At 32.2% G+C, this 20,534-nt stretch carries 17 protein-coding genes; 12 read left to right on the top strand and 5 right to left on the bottom strand.

The features are described 5' to 3' along the window. Nucleotides 1-58: 58 nt before the first annotated feature. The 4 genes from glgB (at nt 59) to P0R33_RS23040 (ending at nt 7,182) form a co-directional block, all read left to right on the top strand. Complete coding sequence (gene glgB / locus P0R33_RS23025) at nt 59-1,963, top strand: 1,4-alpha-glucan branching protein GlgB (protein ID WP_276173429.1); 1,905 nt, start codon at nt 59-61, stop codon at nt 1,961-1,963. 204 nt (nt 1,964-2,167) lie between these two features. Continuing rightward, nucleotides 2,168-4,567: a glycoside hydrolase family 31 protein gene (locus tag P0R33_RS23030; RefSeq protein ID WP_276173430.1), complete on the top strand. Its 2,400-nt coding sequence runs from the start codon at nt 2,168-2,170 to the stop codon at nt 4,565-4,567. 83 nt (nt 4,568-4,650) lie between these two features. Then, a complete protein-coding gene (locus P0R33_RS23035) occupies nt 4,651-5,460 on the top strand; it encodes a M48 family metallopeptidase (RefSeq protein ID WP_276173431.1) in 810 nt (269 codons plus the stop codon). Between the two features lie 396 nt (nt 5,461-5,856). Beyond that, nucleotides 5,857-7,182 (top strand): MFS transporter, encoded by a 1,326-nt coding sequence (locus tag P0R33_RS23040; RefSeq protein WP_276173432.1) that lies wholly within the window; start codon nt 5,857-5,859, stop codon nt 7,180-7,182. A gap of 94 nt (nt 7,183-7,276) precedes the next feature. Here the strand turns inward: P0R33_RS23040 and P0R33_RS23045 are convergent, their stop codons facing one another. The 4 genes from P0R33_RS23045 to P0R33_RS23060 are packed head-to-tail and all read right to left on the bottom strand — an operon-like array spanning nt 7,277 to nt 10,166. Beyond that, the gene (locus P0R33_RS23045) at nt 7,277-7,999 is read right to left on the bottom strand and encodes a head GIN domain-containing protein (RefSeq protein ID WP_276173433.1); all 723 of its coding nucleotides are present in this window, start codon (nt 7,997-7,999) and stop codon (nt 7,277-7,279) included. Nucleotides 8,000-8,022: 23 nt separating this feature from the next. Beyond that, nucleotides 8,023-9,081 (bottom strand): hypothetical protein, encoded by a 1,059-nt coding sequence (locus P0R33_RS23050; protein ID WP_276173434.1) that lies wholly within the window; start codon nt 9,079-9,081, stop codon nt 8,023-8,025. Next, complete coding sequence (locus P0R33_RS23055) at nt 9,065-9,598, bottom strand: anti-sigma factor (RefSeq protein ID WP_276173435.1); 534 nt, start codon at nt 9,596-9,598, stop codon at nt 9,065-9,067. Before P0R33_RS23055 ends, P0R33_RS23050 begins: the two co-directional genes overlap by 17 nt. 13 nt (nt 9,599-9,611) lie before the next feature. Continuing rightward, on the bottom strand, nt 9,612-10,166 hold the full coding sequence (locus P0R33_RS23060) for an RNA polymerase sigma factor (protein WP_276173436.1): 555 nt from the start codon (nt 10,164-10,166) through the stop codon (nt 9,612-9,614). A 274-nt stretch (nt 10,167-10,440) separates the two neighbouring features. Between P0R33_RS23060 and lon the strand changes: the two genes are divergently transcribed. The 8 genes from lon to rpsA all read left to right on the top strand — a co-directional run bounded on the left by lon (nt 10,441) and on the right by rpsA (nt 19,856). Further along, nucleotides 10,441-12,894, top strand: coding sequence for an endopeptidase La (gene lon / locus P0R33_RS23065; RefSeq protein ID WP_276173437.1), 2,454 nt, complete (start codon nt 10,441-10,443; stop codon nt 12,892-12,894). Between the two features lie 176 nt (nt 12,895-13,070). Then, nucleotides 13,071-14,090, top strand: coding sequence for a type IX secretion system protein PorQ (gene porQ / locus P0R33_RS23070; RefSeq protein ID WP_276173438.1), 1,020 nt, complete (start codon nt 13,071-13,073; stop codon nt 14,088-14,090). A 32-nt stretch (nt 14,091-14,122) separates the two neighbouring features. Beyond that, complete coding sequence (locus tag P0R33_RS23075) at nt 14,123-14,734, top strand: murein L,D-transpeptidase catalytic domain-containing protein (protein ID WP_276173439.1); 612 nt, start codon at nt 14,123-14,125, stop codon at nt 14,732-14,734. Between the two features lie 42 nt (nt 14,735-14,776). After that, the gene (cmk, locus tag P0R33_RS23080) at nt 14,777-15,469 is read left to right on the top strand and encodes a (d)CMP kinase (RefSeq protein ID WP_276173440.1); all 693 of its coding nucleotides are present in this window, start codon (nt 14,777-14,779) and stop codon (nt 15,467-15,469) included. Between the two features lie 69 nt (nt 15,470-15,538). Then, entirely contained in the window at nt 15,539-16,915 is a 1,377-nt protein-coding gene (locus P0R33_RS23085) for a nucleoside permease (protein WP_276173441.1), read from the top strand. Between the two features lie 120 nt (nt 16,916-17,035). Beyond that, nucleotides 17,036-17,374 (top strand): type II toxin-antitoxin system RelE/ParE family toxin, encoded by a 339-nt coding sequence (locus tag P0R33_RS23090; protein WP_276173442.1) that lies wholly within the window; start codon nt 17,036-17,038, stop codon nt 17,372-17,374. Between the two features lie 2 nt (nt 17,375-17,376). Continuing rightward, the gene (locus tag P0R33_RS23095; protein WP_276173443.1) at nt 17,377-17,703 is read left to right on the top strand and encodes a helix-turn-helix transcriptional regulator; all 327 of its coding nucleotides are present in this window, start codon (nt 17,377-17,379) and stop codon (nt 17,701-17,703) included. Between the two features lie 377 nt (nt 17,704-18,080). After that, on the top strand, nt 18,081-19,856 hold the full coding sequence (gene rpsA / locus P0R33_RS23100; protein WP_276173444.1) for a 30S ribosomal protein S1: 1,776 nt from the start codon (nt 18,081-18,083) through the stop codon (nt 19,854-19,856). A gap of 143 nt (nt 19,857-19,999) precedes the next feature. Here the strand turns inward: rpsA and P0R33_RS23105 are convergent, their stop codons facing one another. Further along, complete coding sequence (locus P0R33_RS23105) at nt 20,000-20,530, bottom strand: biopolymer transporter ExbD (RefSeq protein WP_276173445.1); 531 nt, start codon at nt 20,528-20,530, stop codon at nt 20,000-20,002. Between the last annotated feature and the right edge of the window lie 4 nt (nt 20,531-20,534).

Here is a 20,534-nt window from a genome sequence, read left to right on the forward strand (position 1 = left end):
TAGAAAATTTTAAAAAACAAAATTCCAAATTCAAATTTCATTGCCTTAAAAAAACAATATGACTAAAGTAATCGCGCATTCTCTATTTACCGACTTTGATATAGATTTATTTAAAGCTGGGAAACATTTTAAATTATACGAAAAATTAGGTGCGCATTTAACTGAAGTTAATGGTGTAAAAGGCGTTTATTTTGCAGTTTGGGCTCCAACTGCACATTCTGTTTCTGTTGTTGGCGATTTTAATTATTGGAATGGTGGAGAGCATGTTTTGAATGTTCGTTGGGATTCATCTGGAATTTGGGAAGGATTTATTCCAGAAATTTCAAAAGGTGCTCTTTATAAATATAAAATTGAATCTAGCATTTATGGTGTGACAACTGAAAAAGCAGATCCTTTTGCCTTATATTGCGAAAAACCACCGCATACGGCTTCTGTTGTCTGGGATTTAGATTATAAATGGAAAGACGAAAACTGGATGCAAAACCGTAAAGATAAAAACGGTTTAGATAAACCTTACTCTGTTTACGAAGTACATTTAGGATCTTGGAAACGAGCAGAACATAATCGTTTTTTAAGCTATTTAGAATTGGCAGATGACTTAGTAAAATACGTTAAAGAAACGGGTTTTACTCATGTAGAATTTATGCCAGTGATGGAATATCCTTATGATCCTTCGTGGGGTTATCAATTAACTGGTTATTTTGCGCCAACTTCCCGTTTCGGAAAACCACAAGATTTTATGCTTCTTGTAGATAAATTGCATCAAGAAGGAATTGGTGTAATTCTAGATTGGGTTCCGTCCCATTTTCCTGATGATGCACACGGTTTAGGTTATTTTGACGGCTCACATTTATATGAACATCCGGACCGTAGAAAAGGATATCATCCAGATTGGAAAAGTCTTGTGTTTAATTACGGAAGAAATGAGGTTCGCGCCTTTTTAATTAGCAACGCTGTATTTTGGCTTCAGAATTATCATGTTGACGGATTAAGAGTTGATGCCGTTGCTTCGATGCTTTATCTTGATTATTCTAGAAAAGATGGCGAATGGGAAGCTAATATTTATGGTGGAAAAGAAAATCTAGATTCTATAAGTTTTCTTAAAGAATTTAATGAAGTAATCTACGCTAACTTTGATGGAGTTCAAACCATTGCAGAAGAAAGCACTTCTTTTCCGATGGTTTCAAGACCAACTTCTTTTGGCGGTTTAGGTTTCGGAATGAAATGGATGATGGGATGGATGCACGATACTTTGAAGTACTTTCAAAAAGATACAGTTTATAGAAAATACCATCAAAACGATTTGACTTTTTCAATGACTTACGCTTTTACCGAAAACTTCATGCTTCCGTTTTCTCATGATGAAGTTGTTTACGGAAAGCAATCGCTTATTTATAAAATGCCAGGCGACGAATGGCAACGTTTTGCAAACTTGAGATTGTTATATGGTTATATGTTCACACATCCAGGAACAAAATTATTATTTCAAGGAGCTGAATTTGGTCAAACCGGAGAATGGAATTTTGAGCAAAGTTTAGATTGGCATTTACTGCAATACGATTTTCATTCAGGAATAAAAAGATTAATTACAGATTTGAATCAATTATATAAATCTCAGCCAGCATTATACGAAAAACAATTTTCAGGAGAAGGTTTTGAATGGATTAATTATTCTGATCATCAAAATGCGGTTTTGTCTTATATTAGAAAAGGAAATAATCCTGACGAAAATATAATTGTGGTTTGCAACTTTACTCAAGTTGTGAGAGAAAATTATAGAATTGGTATTCCGAAAAAAGGAAAATTAAAAGAGATTTTTAATAGTGATGCTGAAACTTACGGTGGAAGTGGAGTTTCAAATACTAAATCTTTAAAAGTAGAGTCTGTATCTTATGACGGAAGAGATTTTTCAGTCGAATTAATTCTGCCTCCTTTAAGTGTTACCGTTTATTCTTTGACTTAATAAAAATCTTACAATCAATTTTAAGCTAACAATTTGTTATTTTTTCCTTTAAAAATTATCAAATTGTTGATTTTTTGTTTTCTAAATTGAAAGGCATTCAGAAAAAACGTTTTCGTGAATAAACCTTTTATTCATAGGGCTTTATCTTCTTTTTTTGTATGTTTGAAAGAAAGACAAAAAGCTATAAATTAATTCAGTGAAGATATGATTACAAATACATCATTAGAATACAAAGGAGATTTATATCCATCAAAAATTGTTTCTTACGAACATGAAGGAGATTCTGTTTTTTTCAACACAGACAACAAAGTAATCTTAAAAGTTACCATTCTTCGCGATAGTTTAATCCGATTTCGTTTTACAACAAAAGGTTATTTCAGTAATGATTTTTCCTATGCCATAGATAAAACGCAGCTTCACGGTTATAATTTTTTAGAAGTAACAGAAGAAGAAACTTATTTTCAAATTAGAACAAGCAAAGTAATCTGTAAAATTCAGAAAGCAGATCTTAGACTTTCAATATATGATTTAAATGACTTTTTAATTCTTGAAGATGAACTAGGTTTTCACTGGGAGGAAAGTTATGAATACGGCGGAAATATTGTAAAAATGAGCAAATATTCTAAAGACGGTGAATGTTATTACGGTCTTGGGGATAAAGCGACTCAGATGAACTTGAAAGGAAAAAGAGTCGAGAATTTTGCTACAGATCAATATGCTTATCAAAAAGATCAAGAGCCTCTATATAAAGTTGTTCCATTTTATATTGGTTTGCATAATAAACAAGCATACGGTATTTTCTTTGATAATACTTTTAGAACTTTTTTTGATTTTTGTCAAGAAAGAAGAAATATTACAAGCTTTTGGGCAGAAGGAGGCGAGATGAATTATTATTTCGTTTACGGACCACAAATGCAAGATGTTGTAACCACGTACACAGATTTAACTGGAAAACCAGAATTACCGCCACTTTGGGTTTTAGGATATCACCAATGTAAATGGAGTTATTATCCTGAAAGTAAAGTCAAAGAAATCACTTCAAAATTTAGAGAATTACAAATTCCATGCGACGCCATTTATTTGGATATTGATTATATGGACGGATTTCGATGTTTTACTTGGAATAAAAACTATTTTCCAGATCCGAAAAAGATGGTTGCTGAATTAGCCGAAGATGGTTTTAAAACCATTGTAATTATAGATCCAGGAATTAAAATTGATAAAGATTATTGGGTTTATAAAGAAGGTTTAGAAAAAGATTATTTCTGTAAAAGAGCCGATGGACCTTACATGAAAGGGAAAGTTTGGCCAGGAGAATGTAATTTTCCAGATTATACGAATCCTGTAGTTAGAGAGTGGTGGGCTGGATTATTTAAAGAATTAATTTCAGATATTGGAGTGAAAGGTGTTTGGAACGACATGAACGAACCTGCAGTTATGGAGGTTCCAAATAAAACTTTCCCGATGGATGTTCGCCACGTTTACGATGGAAATCCTTGCAGTCACAGAAAAGCGCATAATATTTATGGAACGCAAATGGCGCGAGCGACTTATCATGGTGTAAAACGTTTTGTTTACCCGAAACGTCCCTTTGTAATTACAAGATCAGCGTATTCTGGTGCACAGCGATATACGTCTTCTTGGACTGGAGATAACGTTGCTACTTGGGAACATTTGTGGTTGGCGAATATTCAAGTGCAAAGATTGTCAATTTCAGGAATGGGATTTACAGGTTCTGATATTGGAGGTTTTGCCGAACAGCCAACGGGCGAATTATACGCACGCTGGATTCAATTAGGTGTTTTTCATCCGTTTTGCAGAACGCATTCATCTGGAGATCATGGAAATCAAGAACCTTGGGCTTTTGATGAAGAAGTAATTAATATAACTAGAAAATTTGTTAGTCTTCGTTATCAATTATTGCCTTATTTGTATACCATGTTTTGGCAGTATATTGAAGAAGGAGTTCCGATGCTGAAACCTTTGGTTTACTACGATCAAGACGACACACAAACGCATTATCGCAACGATGAATTTATTTTTGGAAATCAAATATTAGTTTGTCCGATACTTGAACCTAATGCTGTAGGTAGACGTATGTATATTCCTAGAGGAGAATGGTATAACTACTGGACAAACGAACTTTTTATTGGTGGAAGAGAAATCTGGATTGATACTAAATTTGATGAAATTCCGGTTTTTGTAAAAGCGGGCGCCATTATTCCGAAATATCCTGTTCAGCAATATGTTGGAGAACTAGAATTTGACGAATTAACGCTTGACATTTATTATAAAAACGGAAAAGAAAATTCTGCTGTTTACGAAGATGCCCAAGATGGTTACGATTATAAAAAAGGACGTTATAGTTTCTTATCGTTAAGAAGTATCGGAAAAGAAAAAGAATTAATTATTCAGCTTCATAAAGAAGGTAAATACGAAACGCCATATACTAAGTATAAAATCAATTTAATCGGATTGCCGTTTAAAGTGACAGAAATTGAAATCGATAATGAAAAAATTGAATTTGATAAAATAAATTTTGAAGAGAATAAATTCTTAATCGTTGATAAAGAGTTCAGTGAACTTCATATTGTTGGAGAATAGTTAAAATTGTGATATTTTTTTGCCTTATTGTATAAAATAATATTTTGCAATAATTGTATTTTTGTTAGAAAATAGCTTTAAATATGAAAAAATATTTCTTTTTAGGAATTTTTGGAGCGCTTGCAGTTGCATGCGCTACTAATCCAATTACTGGAAAACAGAATTTGAATTTTGTTTCAAATAGTGAACTTTTTCCAACTTCATTTCAGCAATACAGTACGTTTTTATCTGAAAATAAAGTTATCACAGGAACATCAGATGCAAAACTTGTAGAGAATGTTGGATATAAAATTAAGATGGCTGCCGAAAAATATTTGGCATATTTAGGACAATCTCAATATCTTAAAGATTACCGTTGGGAGTATAAATTGGTTGATAATAAAGAAGTTAACGCTTGGTGTTTGCCAGGAGGGAAAATTGTTGTTTACTCAGGAATTCTGCCTGTAACTCAAAATGAGTCGGGTTTAGCAACCGTTATGGGACACGAAGTTTCTCACGCGTTAGCTAATCATGGTGCTCAGAGAATGAGTGCAGCACAATTGCAGCAAATTGGAGGAGCAGTTTTAGATGCTGCAACGACAAATAAATCTGCTCAAACTAGAGAAATATTTTCCCAAGCTTACGGTATGGGAACAGAAGTTGGTGTAATGCTTCCATTTAGCAGAAGCAACGAAAGCGAAGCTGATAAAATTGGTTTAACTCTAATGGCAATTGCAGGTTACAATCCAGAAGATGCCGTTGCTTTTTGGAGCAGAATGTCTGCTAAATCTGGCGGATCTGGAACACCAGAATTTATGAGCACACACCCTTCTGACGCAACAAGAATTGCGAATATTAAAGCTTTAATTCCTGAGGCAAAAGCAATTGCGTTAAAAGTTGGAACAATAAAGTAATTAATAGATATAAAAAACCGTGACAAAAAGACAAGATTTTCTTTTTAATCAAGCTTTTATCATTCCATAGGAATGTTTCGTCGGTAGAAAAATAATCATAAGCAATATTTACGTTCCGTAGGAACGTTTGACATGATAGATTGATTAAAAAAATGTTTAAAAATCAAACGTTCCTACGGAACGTAATAACAATTGTAATACTATTTTTTCTACCGACGAGATGTTCCTACAGAACAAAAAATATAAAATTTAAAAATGTGCTTTCTCTGTTTTTGAGATAGCACATTTTTTTTGCTCACAATACTTTATAATTTAATAATGTCCGAATTGAATAATTTTTCTTTAATTATCATAAAAAATAAATACATTCGTACCTCATTAATAAAACCAATATCGATGAAAAACCTACAAAAGGGAGATAAGAAATTATTAAATGCCTGGGCATTCTATGATTGGGCAAATTCAGTTTATACGCTTACAATTGCATCAGCAGTATTTCCAATTTTTTACGAAGCATTATTTAGTGATCGCGATCATTATATTGATGTTTTCGGAATGCATCTTAAAAACTCCGCGTTAATTAGTTTTATAACGGCATTTGCTTTTATGGTCGTTTCTTTTATTTCTCCTTTATTGTCAGGAATTGCTGATTATGTTGGAAATAAGAAATCTTTCATGAAGTTTTTCTGTTATTTGGGAGCTTTATCATGCATGGGTTTATATTGGTTCGATCTTGAAAATATTTATGTTGGCTTGGCTTTTTATTTCCTTGGATTATTGGGTTATTGGGGAAGTTTAGTCTTCTACAATTCATATCTCCCAGATATTGCTTTTGAAGAACAACAAGATAGAATTAGCGCAAAAGGATATTCATTAGGATATATTGGAAGCGTTATTTTGTTAATCATCAATTTAGCGATGATTATGAAGCCAAAATTGTTCGGAATTTCTGGAACAGATGGAGAAGCAGCAATGAAAGCCATGCGTTATTCTTTTATAATGGTAGGAGTTTGGTGGATTCTTTTTAGCCAATATACTTACTATTATTTACCAAAAGGAAGTAAAGAAACAGGTCAAAAACTAACGAAATCTGTTGTCTTTAATGGTTTTAAAGAATTAAAGAAAGTTTGGGCTTTATTGAAAGAAAACATTCCATTAAAACGCTATTTAGGAGGTTTTTTTGTTTCAAGTATGGCAGTGCAAACTGTTATGTTAGTGGCAACTTATTTTGGAGCGCAGGAAATTCAGTGGTCATCAAAAGAAGAAAGCACAATTGGTTTAATCATTTGTATTTTAATCATTCAATTGGTTGCCGTTATTGGCGCTGTTTTAACCTCTAGAGCTTCGGAAAAATTCGGTAACGTTCCAACTTTAATTTTTATCAATGTTATTTGGGCAGTATTCTGTGCATTGGCATTTTTCATAACATTACCAATGCATTTTTATGTTATGGCAACTGTTGCTGGTTTTGTGATGGGAGGAATTCAAGCTTTATCAAGATCAACTTATTCAAAATTATTGCCTGAGACAGAAGATACCGCATCATTTTTTAGTTTTTATGATGTTGCCGAAAAAATCGGAATCGTAATCGGAATGTGTGTCTACGGAATTATCGATCAGATTACAGGAAGTCCGCGCGCAGCGATTGTAATTTTAGGAATCTTTTTCGTTACGGCAATCTTTCTATTAAGAAGAGTACATAAAAAAGACGTTTCAAACTAATCGAAACGTCTTTAGTAACAACCAAATATCACGAATTGCAGTAATTATTGATTGATGATAGTTTTGTAATTCGTGATATTTTTATTTTAGATAATTAACTTTTAGAGATAGATCCAGAACCTGTGACCTTTGCATCGCGTTTTTGAGGATTTCCAGTGTATTTTACATCTCCTGAGCCAGAAACTCTAGCAGTCAAACTTTCGCTACAGTTTACAGCTACATCTCCAGAACCAGAAACGTTTATGTTGGCAATTTTTGATTTCAAATTATATGCTTCAATATCACCCGAGCCAGAAAGTTTGATGGAAATGTTATCTGAATTGCCTTTTAGTTTAATATCTCCCGAACCGCTTAAACTAAGATCGAAAGAATTTGAAATCACATTTAAGTCAATATCGCCAGAACCTGATAATTTTGCTGTAAACTTATCATTTTTAATAGGGCTCTCCGCAGTGATATCCCCTGAACCAGAAAGACTAAGCTCTGATATTTTTTCAAATGGAACAACAATTTCTACTTTATTTCCAGTACTAGGTCGTAAATTCATGCCTTTCTTTGCATAAATTTTCAAAGTATTTTCTACAACTTCAACTACAATTGCTGAAATAATATTTTGTTCGCCCGAAATTGTAATTTTTCCTTCTTTTCCAGCAACTAAATCCACATCAAAAAAGCCAGAAATTTTTATTGCATCGTAAGCAGATGTTGTTCTTGTTTCAGATACGACCTTTCCATTTCCATTAATTTTTTGTTGTGCAGTAACAGTAAAGCCAATTAGAAGCGCTAATAAAATTGCTAATTGATTAATTTTTTTCATTATCTTTTAATTTTTAAAAATGATTAATTTTTTATTAATGAAATATTTCCGTAATTCGAGGTGATATTGACCTTATTTTGTCCTTTTTTCTTGTAGAAACCGCTTATTCTCTTGCTGTTGCTTTTAACTTCAGAAACAGAAATATCTAAAGAATTATCATGTTTGATGTTCGAATATCTTGCTGAAATATCAAAATCAAAGGCGTAGTTTGTGGCGTAACCCAGAGAAATATCAGTATATCCAGAAGAAATAGAAACATTTCCTGCCTTATCAGTCATTGTGCCAATATTGATTTTACTGTAATTGGTATCGAATGTAAAATTGCTTGAAACTTCGCCGACAATTACAGTCAAATAATTTCCTGAACCATTTAGAGAATTGATTTTTTGAAATTTAAAAGTTCCATAATTGCAGCTGTATTTAATATTTTGTCCTTCTTTCAAATTTACATCTGTGTAATTGGCATCAAGATTTAGATTTCCAGAATCGGTTATTTTCAAGCCAGAATATCTAGCGTTAATATTTCCAGTTTTAATATAATCAATGCTTGAACTTTGGCAATAAGCCATTTCAATTTGATTATTTGCACCGTTTAATCTTCCTAAATTAACCTTTCCGTATTTGCAATTTATATCTGTCGAAGATGCTGCATTTGGAACCGAAATGTTGCCATATTTATTAATTAATTTTATAGAACCGTTTTTAGGTATTTTAATTACATAATTAATTTCAAAACTATTGTTGCTGCCTTTACTTTTAAGAGTTGAACTTCCTAAATTAGTGACTGCAGAAACCATTCCTTTCAAAGCGGTAATATCAACATCAATACTATTAAGACGTTCGTTTACCCAGTTTTCGTTTGGCCCATTTACTTTAATTGTAATATCCAGATCAATTTTATCTTCATCCCAAGTGGTTACTGTAATATTTCCGTATTTGTTATTAACATCAATTCCGGCATTCGAGTTTACGATATAAGTTTTTTTAATTGTTTTTTGTTTGGTGATGTAAGTGTCATCGTTAGAGAATCCTAAAAAAGGAATCAAAAGCAATAAAATTAGTAGGTTATAGTGTTTTTTCATCAGTTGTTTTTTTAAATTTTTCGTTTTCTTCAATTCTTTGTAAAACCGTTTGTAAAAAAGAAATTCTCGTTTGCAGATTGCTTATCATAGCGTAAATAATCTGTTTGTTTTCTCCATTTTTTTGCAGTTCATTTATGATTTTTTGGTAATCGGCATCAAAAGTTTTCATTTGTTTTAATGCGTCATTAATAATCTGCTCGTTTTCTGGAGAACTTTTTTCTTTCAATTTAACCAGTTCATTGTCAATTAGAATGTTGAAAATAGAGTCAGTCCGTTTAGTTTCTTTAGAAGCAAATTTGAATTCTTTTGGCTTTTCGTTTTTATAAAAGATAGAAACTCCAAGCATTAAAACAATCGAAGCGGCAATAGCGGTTATGAACCAATATTTTTTCTTTGGCTGTTTATTATTTAATTTCTGTAGAAAATCCATTTGGTGATCAGAATTTAATTTCTGAACATCCCATTGATTTTCAAATTTGCTGAATAATTCGTCTAAATTGTCTTTTTCATTTTTCATATTCCTGTTCATTTTATATTTCCTCTAATTTTTTTCGTAAACTATCTTTGGCTCTGCTCAAGGTTGTTCTGCAGTTTGCATAAGTAATATTTAAAATCTCGCAAATTTCTTCCTGATCGTAACCTTCAATGTAAAACAATGTCAACACCATTCTGTAATTATCTTTAAGTTGTAGAATAGTATCTAAAACCTGTTTTACTTTTAGATTGTTTAAGTCAATATTTTCAGAGATAATCCCATCATTTCCTTCAATTTTATAAAGTTGTTTGCTCAGATCTTCTACCTGAAAAGAATTGTTTTTCTTATAAAAATCGATGCTATAATTGATGATTATTTTTTTTAACCATGCTCCAAAAGCCACTTCTCGTTTATAGTCATCGATTTTTGTAAAAGCCCTCAAGAAACCTTCTTGCATGACGTCTTGTGCAAAGTGTTCATCTTTTACAATGCGATAAGCAACATTATACATCGCCTTGCAATAGCGATTGTAAATTTCAAATTGCGCTTTTTGGTTTTTATTTTTACAAAGCGTAATTAGTTCTTCGATATTTTGGTCATTTATATTCAAGTAGTGGCTTTTGGTTTTTATAAAGGACTTTGCTTTTTTTTGTTTGTTACACTTTTTATAAAATTAATTTTATTTTTTTTCAAATGATGAAATGAATGACGGAAAATCTAACATTCGAACTGACTTATTTTGCATTTGGCATAATGATTGTCTATTTTTATGGCCTATCTTGTAATGGAGCAGTAGAATGTATTTTCGAGCAAAACTTCAGAAAGCAATATCGTTTTTACAGATAGCATAAAATTTTTAATGACAAAACGACTTATATATTATTATGTCAAACCATAAAATACTTACTATTGACAATCTGTCACTTCAAGAATTTGATTCAGAAGCAGAATTAATTCCATTATTAACGCCAGAAGACGAAGAGGAAATGAACAATGAAGAACTTCCTGTTTCGCTTCCAATTTTACCTTTACGAAATACAGTTTTATTCCCAGGAGTTGTTATTCCGATTTCAGCGGGAAGAGATAAATCTATTAAATTGATTAATGATGCTAATGCTGGCGGGAAAATTATTGGTGTAGTTTCTCAAATTAATGAAGAAGACGAAGATCCGTCAAAAGATGACATACATAAAATAGGGACGGTTGCACGTATTTTACGTGTTTTGAAAATGCCTGACGGAAATGTTACGGTTATTCTTCAAGGAAAAAAACGTTTCGAAATTGACGAAGTTGTTGCCGAAGAACCATACATGACAGCAACAATTAAAGAAGTTGCAGAAGAACGTCCAGATGAAAATGATTCTGAATTTACAGCGATATTAGATTCTGTAAAAGAATTGGCAATTCAAATTATTAAAGAAAGTCCAAATATTCCTTCTGAAGCTACATTTGCAATTAAAAATATTGAAAGCCAATCGTTTTTAATCAATTTTGTTTCTTCAAACATGAATTTATCTGTAAAAGAAAAACAAGGTCTTTTATCGATAAATGGTTTGAAAGAGCGCGCTTTAGAAACTTTACGTTACATGAATGTTGAACTTCAAAAGTTAGAATTGAAGAATGATATTCAGTCAAAAGTACGTTTTGATTTAGATCAGCAGCAAAGAGAATATTTCCTTCAACAGCAAATGAAAACCATTCAAGAAGAATTGGGTGGCGTTTCGCAGGAAGAAGAAATGGACGAAATGGGATTGAAAGCGAAAACCAAAAAATGGGACGAAAAAACGCAGAAACATTTCGAGAAAGAATTATCTAAAATGCGCCGTATGAATCCGCAATCTCCCGATTTTGGAATTCAGCGTAACTATTTAGAGCTATTTTTAGAATTGCCTTGGGGCGAATATTCTAAAGATAAATTCGATTTAAAATTTGCACAAAAAGTTTTAGATAAAGATCACTTTGGTCTTGATGAAGTTAAGAAAAGAATGATTGAGCATTTGGCAGTTTTGAAATTGCGAAATGACATGAAATCGCCAATTATATGTTTAACAGGACCTCCAGGAGTTGGAAAAACTTCAATTGGTCGCTCTGTTGCAGAAGCTTTAGGACGTGAATATGTACGTATTTCACTTGGTGGTTTACGTGACGAAGCAGAAATTCGCGGACATAGAAAGACATATATCGGAGCTATGCCAGGAAGAATTATTCAAAGTTTGAAAAAAGCTGGAACTTCAAATCCAGTTTTCATTTTAGACGAAATTGATAAATTATCAAGCGGAAACAGTGGTGATCCTTCTTCTGCTTTATTGGAAGTTTTAGATCCGGAACAAAACAATGCTTTTTATGATAATTTCCTTGAAATGGGATATGACTTATCTAAAGTAATGTTTATTGCGACTTCTAACAATATGGCAGCAATTCAGCCAGCATTACGCGATAGAATGGAAGTGATTAAAATGTCTGGTTATACAATTGAAGAAAAAGTAGAAATTGCCAAAAGACATTTGTTTCCAAAACAGTTAGAAGCACACGGTTTAACAGCAAAAGATTTAACAATTGGTAAAAAACAATTAGAAAAAATCGTTGAAGGTTATACAAGAGAATCTGGAGTTCGTAACTTAGAAACTAAAATTGCTCAGGTAATTAGAAATGCAGCAAAATCTGTTGCAATGGAAGAAGAATACAATAAAAAAGTTACCGATGATGATATCGTAACTATTTTAGGAGTTCCAAGATTAGAGCGTGATAAGTATGAAAACAACGATGTTGCAGGTGTTGTTACAGGTTTAGCTTGGACGAGCGTTGGCGGAGATATCTTGTTTATCGAATCTTTAATTTCTGAAGGAAAAGGCGCTTTGACAATTACAGGAAATCTTGGAACTGTAATGAAAGAGTCGGCGACAATTGCTTTAGAATACATTAAAGCAAATGCTAAGAAATTAGGTTTGAAAACTGAGATTTTCCAAAAATATAATATTCACTTGCACGTTCCAGAAGGAGCAACTCCAAAAGATGGACCAAGTGCTGGTATTGCAATGTTGACTTCTTTGGTTTCTCTTTTAACTCAGAAGAAAGTTAAGAAAAGTATTGCTATGACAGGAGAGATTACACTTCGTGGAAAAGTATTGCCAGTTGGTGGAATTAAAGAAAAAATCTTAGCAGCAAAAAGAGCTAACATTAAAGAAATTATTTTATGTCACGAAAATAAAAGTGATATTGATGAAATAAAAGCAGAATATTTAGAAGGTTTAACTTTTCACTATGTGAAAGAAATGAGCGAAGTCTTAGCTTTGGCTTTAACAGACCAAAATGTAAAAAATGCCAAAGAACTTAAATAAACTTTTTAATTTATAAATTATTTGAAAATCCAAATTCCAATTTAATCGGAATTTGGATTTTTTTGTTCTGAAATTTTTATTATCGGTTTGCATTTAGCTATAAAATTTAATTTTTAAGTTATATAATTTTATATTTGTAGTTGCGTTATTCCCATATAGGAACGCCAAAGCCAAAAATGCCAAAACCAGTCGTTTTATTTTTTATGATTTTACTTTGTTCGGTTTGCTTCGGACAAGTGGGAGGGCGCTACACATACCAGTTTCTAAATTTAACTACTTCACCAAGACAAGCGGCATTAGGAGGAGATATTATTACGATATACGACGAAGATGTTAATCAAGCTATGTCTAATCCGGCGCTAATAAATCCTGACATGGATAATCATTTAGCATTAAATTATGGTAGTTACTATGGCGAAGCTTCTTACGGAACTGCTTCATACGCTTATACTTATGATAGACACGTGCAGACTTTTTATGCAGGCATTAGCTATGTAAACTATGGCTCGTTTGAAGGTTATGATGAAAACGGGCAATCGACTTCTAGTTTTACAGGAAGTGAAGGAGCGCTAACCGTAGGATATGCGTACAACGTTCCTTATACAGATCTTTATATTGGTGCCAATGCAAAGTTAATTACTTCGTCTTTAGAAAATTATAATTCTATAGGTGGCGCCGTTGATTTAGGCCTTTTGTATTTAATCGAAGAAAGTAAATTAAATTTAGGTTTTGTAGTTCGTAATATTGGTACACAGTTTACGACTTATTCAGGAATTAAAGAAAATTTACCATTTGAGATTGTTGCTGGAATTTCGCAAGAATTAGAGCATGTTCCAATTCGTTGGCATCTTTCTTTAGAAAATCTTCAACAATGGAATATTTCTTTCTCGAATCCTGTTCGTGGAGAAACGAATATCGACGGATCAACAAATCCTGAAAAAGTTTCTTTTTTTAATAATGCATTGCGACATGTGGCTTTTGGTGTTGAGATTTTTCCTCAAAGAGCCTTTAATTTCCGCGTTGGTTACAATTTTAGAAGAGGAGAAGAATTGAGAGTTGAAGAACAACGTAACTTTTCTGGAGTTTCGCTTGGTTTTGGATTGAAAATAAATAAGCTGAAATTCAATTATTCCTACTCTAGATATACCTTGGCAGCAAATACAAGTCTTTTTGGTTTGATTTTAAATTTTCAATAATTAAACAAAAACTTTTCTGAGTAAAATTATAAATGAAGAAAATACTTTTTATAGTTTTTTTGCTTGCGGCGGTATTTACTGCTTATCTTTTTATATCTGACAAAAAAGATTTTTCGTCTGCTTCTGAACCAGAAACAGACAAAAGAATTGAATATCAAGTTTCTGAAGTTAGAAAATTCTTGAAAAGCAATTCAAAGTACAATGATAGAGTTGTATTTTTTATCGATATGAAAATACCTTCTGGAAAGAATAGATTTTTTGTTTATGATTTAAAAGAAAATAAAATTATAGACAAAGGGCTAGTTGCTCACGGTTCTGGTTCAGAAACAGGAATAAAAGGGAGGCTAAAATTTAGTAATGTTCCCAATTCATTAAGTACTTCACTTGGAAAATATTACATCGGAAACCACTATAACGGAAAATTTGGAAAAGCTTATAAATTGTATGGTTTAGATAAAAGTAACAGCAATGCTTTTAAAAGAGATATAGTTTTTCATTACTATTATGATGTTCCATATAAAGAGAAAGATGGTTACATTTGCAATAGTTATGGTTGTCCTATGGTAAATAAAAAGTATTTCCAGAGAATGGCAAAAATAATTGATAGTTCTGAATCGGATATTTTAATGAATATCTATTATTGAGATTAAATCGGTTTTAAGAGAATAAAAATAAAAACAAAAAAATTGAGAAAAATTACCATTGCCATCGACGGATTTTCATCTACAGGAAAAAGCACATTGGCTAAACAATTAGCAAAAGAACTTGAGTATGTTTATGTAGATACAGGCGCTATGTATCGTGCAGTAGCGTATTTTGCTATGCAACATAATTTGATAAGTGCTGACTTTTTTAAGAAAGAAGCTTTGATTGAGGCGTTAGTTGATATTAAACTTGAGTTTAGATATAATGCTGCTTTAGGTTTTGCAGAAATGTATTTAAATGGTGAAAATGTAGAGAAGCAAATAAGAACTATCGAAGTTTCTAATTTTGTCAGCAAAGTCGCAGCAGTTTCTGAAGTTCGAACAAAATTAGTAGAACAACAGCAGGAAATGGGAACTAATAAAGCAATTGTGATGGATGGAAGAGATATTGGAACTGTAGTTTTTCCAAATGCTGAACTTAAAATTTTTATGACAGCAAGTGCCGAAACTCGCGCTCAAAGACGTTTTGATGAGTTACAACAAAAGGGTGATAACGTGACCTATGAAGAAGTTTTGAAAAATGTAGTGGATCGTGACCATATGGATACACACCGTGAAGATTCTCCTTTGGTTATTGCCGATGATGCAATTGAAATAGATAATTCTTACTTAAATAAAGAAGAGCAATTTGCCGCTGTTTTAGAATTAGTAAATGATATTGTTAAATTGGATTAATTCTTTGTAGATATTATTTTTAATGCTAGTTTTACCGCTTCATTTTTACTAAAAAGACAATTTTATCTTATGGGGATTAAAAACAGATTGATTTTAATGAGCTTTCTTCAATTTTTTGTTTGGGGAGCATGGCTTATAACAATTGGAAATTATTGGTTTGGGACGAAAAATTGGGAAGGAACTCAATTTGGTCTTGTTTTTGGAACCATGGGAATCGCTTCTCTTTTTATGCCTACACTTACTGGTATTATTGCCGATAGATGGGTAAATGCTGAAAAGCTTTACGGAATTCTTCATATTTTATATGCAGTAGTTTTATTTGGAATTGCGCAAGTTACAACGCCAGATACTTTTATTATTGTAATGCTTTTAGCGATGTGCTGTTATATGCCAACAATTGCTTTAAGTAATTCTATATCTTATACTTCGCTTAAATTAAACAATAAAAATATTGTAAAAGATTTTCCGCCAATTCGTGTGTGGGGAACAATCGGTTTTATTGTGGCGATGTGGATTACCAATCTAAGCGGAAGTAAAGCAACTGAATATCAGTTTTATATTGCTGGAATCGGTGCTTTAATTCTTGGAATTTATGCATTTACATTGCCAAAATGTGAACCACAACGTTTAATTAAAGAAAACGCAACTTGGATTGAAACTTTTGGTTTAGAGTCGTTTAAATTATTTGCTAATTATAAAATGGCATTGTTCTTTGTTTTTTCTATGTTTTTAGGAGGAGCACTTCAATTGACAAATGCTTATGGAGATGTATTTTTAGATGAATTTAAACATTTTCCAAAATATGCAGATTCGTTTGTAATAAAATATTCGACAATTATTATGTCGATTTCTCAGGTTTCGGAAACCTTATTTATTTTAGCAATTCCATTTTTCTTAAGACGTTTTGGAATCAAACAAGTTATGCTTATCAGTATGTTGGCTTGGGTTCTTCGTTTCGGATTATTTGCTTTTGGAGATCCAGTAAATGGTTTATGGATGATTATCTTGTCTTGTATTGTTTACGGAATGGCATTTGATTTCTTTAATATTTCCGGTTCTTTATTCGTAGAAAGCAATACAGATTCTAAAATTCGTTCTTCTGCGCAAGGTTTATTTATGATGATGACCAATGGAGTAGGAGCGGTTTTAGGAAGTTTGACTTCTGGATGGGCAATCGATCGTTTCTTTACAAAATCTTTTGCAAATACAACTGAGTTAGCCGGATTTTTACAAACAGACACAACAAATTCTAAAATGTTAGAATTTGTAAAAAGTCAAGGAAATTCAGTTTCTACAGATGGAATTTTTACTAATCCGATATTAATGAAAGACTGGCATACGATCTGGCTGTCTTTTGCTGCTTATGCTTTGGTAATTGCTATTGCTTTTGCTGTCTTGTTTAAACATAAACATGATCCGAAGGAAATTGAGAGTTTGAGTCATTAAAATAATATTTGATCTTTTTCGACGTTAGGAGGTTGAACAAGTAAAATAAACTAAAATTTAAAATACCACAAAGTTTCTATTTATGGAAACTTTGTGGTATTTTTGTTATGTATAAATTGAATGAAATATTTTGAAACTAAATTTTTAGAAGAGGCAAGAGAATTTATATTAAAATTGGATATAAAGATTAGCGAGAAAATTTTATATAATATTGATTTAGCTGAAAAGAAGCAAGATCCTAGGTTGTTTAAGAAGCTTAATGATAACATTTGGGAATTTAGAATTAGGTATGCGAGAATTCAAATTCGACTTTTAGCATTTTGGGATAAAACCAATAACAAGAAAACTTTGGTTATTGCAACTCATGGTTTTATAAAAAAGGTTGATAAAGTGGCTGGAAGTGAAATTGAAAAAGCTAATAGAATTAGAATGAAATATTTTGAAAATAAAATAGATTAGTTATGGCAAAGAAAGAAATAAAGATGTATTCGCTTTCTGAAATGAAAGATGAAGTTATTGGGAAAATTGGAACTCCTGAAAGAGATAAATATGAATATGAACTTAATATGGAGTTATTAGGAAGAATGATTAAAACTGCTAGAAAAGAAAGAAATCTTACACAGGAACAATTAGGAAATCTGATTGGAGTAAAAAAAGCCCAAATTTCAAAATTAGAAAGCAGTACAAATAGTGCAACAATTGATACTATAATAAAGGCGTTTAAAGCGTTAAAAGCAGAAATTAGTTTTAACGTAAAGATTGAAAACCAGAATTTGCAGGTTTCGTAAAACTTTGGCGAAGATAGCTATACATTGTAAACCCTACAGTTTTTCATTTGTTAAGATCTTATGGAAATAAAAAGTTCTAATCTAGCCCCGATAGAAGTGGAAATCCTTTTATGTCTCATTTCTTTAACGAGACATAAAAGATTGCAGCGGATAGCGGGACTAAACGTCTTGAAAAACCTAAAATCTTCTGCTTCTTAATAATCAACTGATAATCAATTTGGAAATATTTTGTAAATCCAAATATTTGTAGTAATTTTGCAGACCTTTTGGCAGAGAAGAGTTTCCTTTAGGTATCAACCATTTATGTAAAACAACTTCTGTATTTTCTATCGCATTGAGAAACTCGAGAAAAACAGAATACAAATTTTTTTATCAGCATGTCTGAACAATTAAAATCACAAGAAGAGTTTTTAGCAAATTTTAACTGGCATAACTTCCAAGAAGGAATCGATGCAGTAGATGAAAAAAACTTACAAGAGTTTGAAGAACTAGTATCTAAAACTTTCATCGCTACAGATCAAGAAGAAGTAGTTGAAGGAGTTGTTGTTAGAATTACAGATAGAGACGTTATCGTTGATATCAATGCTAAATCTGAAGGTGTTATTTCTTTAAATGAATTCCGTTACAACCCAAACTTAAAAGTAGGTGACAAAGTAGAAGTATTAATCGACATCCGTGAGGACAAAACAGGTCAATTAGTATTATCTCACAGAAAAGCACGTACTATCAAATCTTGGGATAGAGTTATTGCAGCTAATGAAACTGGAGAAATCGTTAACGGTTTTGTTAAATGTAGAACTAAAGGAGGTATGATCGTTGATGTATTCGGTATCGAAGCGTTCTTACCAGGATCTCAAATTGACGTTAAGCCAATTAGAGACTACGATGTATATGTAAACAAAATGATGGAATTCAAAGTGGTAAAAATCAACCACGAATTCAAAAACGTTGTTGTATCTCATAAAGCGCTTATCGAGGCTGATATTGAAGTACAGAAAAAAGAAATCATCGGTCAATTACAAAAAGGACAAGTATTAGAAGGTGTTGTTAAAAACATTACTTCTTATGGTGTGTTCATTGACTTAGGTGGTGTTGACGGATTAATTCACATTACTGACCTTTCTTGGAGTAGAATCAACCACCCAAGTGAAGTTCTTGAATTAGACCAAAAATTAAACGTTGTAATCCTTGATTTCGATGATGAGAAAACAAGAATTCAATTAGGATTGAAACAATTAAACGCTCACCCATGGGATGCTTTAGATGCTAACTTAACTGTTGGTGACAAAGTTAAAGGTAAAGTAGTTGTAATCGCTGATTACGGTGCATTTATCGAAGTTGCAGAAGGTGTTGAAGGTTTAATCCACGTTTCTGAAATGTCATGGTCAACTCACTTACGTTCTGCTCAGGACTTCGTGAAAGTTGGAGATGTTGTTGAAGCAGTTATCTTAACTCTTGACAGAGATGATCGTAAGATGTCATTAGGTATCAAACAATTAACTCAAGATCCATGGACTGACATTACTTCTAAATACCCAGTAGGTTCTAAACATACAGGTATCGTTAGAAACTTTACAAACTTTGGTATTTTCGTAGAATTAGAAGAAGGAATTGATGGATTAATCTACATTTCTGACTTATCTTGGACTAAGAAAATTAAACACCCATCTGAGTTTGTAAACGTTGGTGAAAAACTTGATGTTGTTGTATTAGAATTAGATGTTGAAGGACGTAAATTATCTTTAGGTCACAAACAAACTACTGCTAATCCTTGGGATCAGTACGAAGATTCTTTCGCTGTAGGAACTATCCACAACGGTGAGATTTCTGAAATCGTTGACAAAGGAGCTACTGTAGAATTCGGAGATGATATCGTTGCTTTCATTCCTACTCGTCACCTTGAAAAAGAAGACGGAAAGAAATTGAAAAAAGGTGATACAGCTGATTTCAAAGTAATTGAATTCAACAAAGAATTCAAAAGAGTAGTTGCTTCTCACACTGCTATCTTCCGTGAAGAAGAAGAGAAAAACGTGAAAGCTGCCGCTGAAACTACTGCATCTGCATCTACAAACGCACCAGCTGCGACTTTAGGTGATAACAATGATGTATTAGCTGCTTTAAAAGCTAAAATGGAAAAAACTGAGAAAAAATAATTCTTAGCTTTTTATAAATAGAAAGTCCCACAGAAATGTGGGACTTTTTTGTTTCTATTTGTTTTTGTTTCAGGTTTAAAGTTTCAAGTTGCTTATTTTTGTCAGTTCGAGCAGAATCAGACCTTTTTGGAAATGATTTCTATTTATTTAGAAGCTAATAATTTAGTTTCTTCTGGAGTAAAATCGTCAACAACAGAATAAGAGTTAATTCCAGCAATCTTCATTTCGTCTAAAATTTCAACTAAATTCCCGTAGTTAGATTTTTTACTTGGTTTGATAACAACTATAAGTCCATTTTTTGGTTTGCCTAACTGAGCAGAATATTGTAATACTTTTTTATTTCTTTCGAATATTTTTTTTCTAATTCCGTTTTGACCATATCCTACTTCTTTTGGTGAATCAATGGGAACAAATAATAATCCTGTATAAGTAATGATTCTGTTATTGCCATCTAAAATTATTGTCATGTTTCGATTCTCATCTGTCAAGTAGCATCCTCGATATAGATCTTCATCAATACAATCTGGTCTTCCAAACTCCATGACCTTTGATTTTGATAATTCTCCAACAACCATAAAAAATATTATCAATAAAAAAGAAACACTAACCATTGCTGTTAAATCAACTCGTGAACTGAGTTTTTTACTTCTGACTTTTTGAGGTAGATTTTTCATACAT

The organism is Flavobacterium sp. YJ01 (assembly GCF_029320955.1).
Lineage (GTDB): Bacteria > Bacteroidota > Bacteroidia > Flavobacteriales > Flavobacteriaceae > Flavobacterium.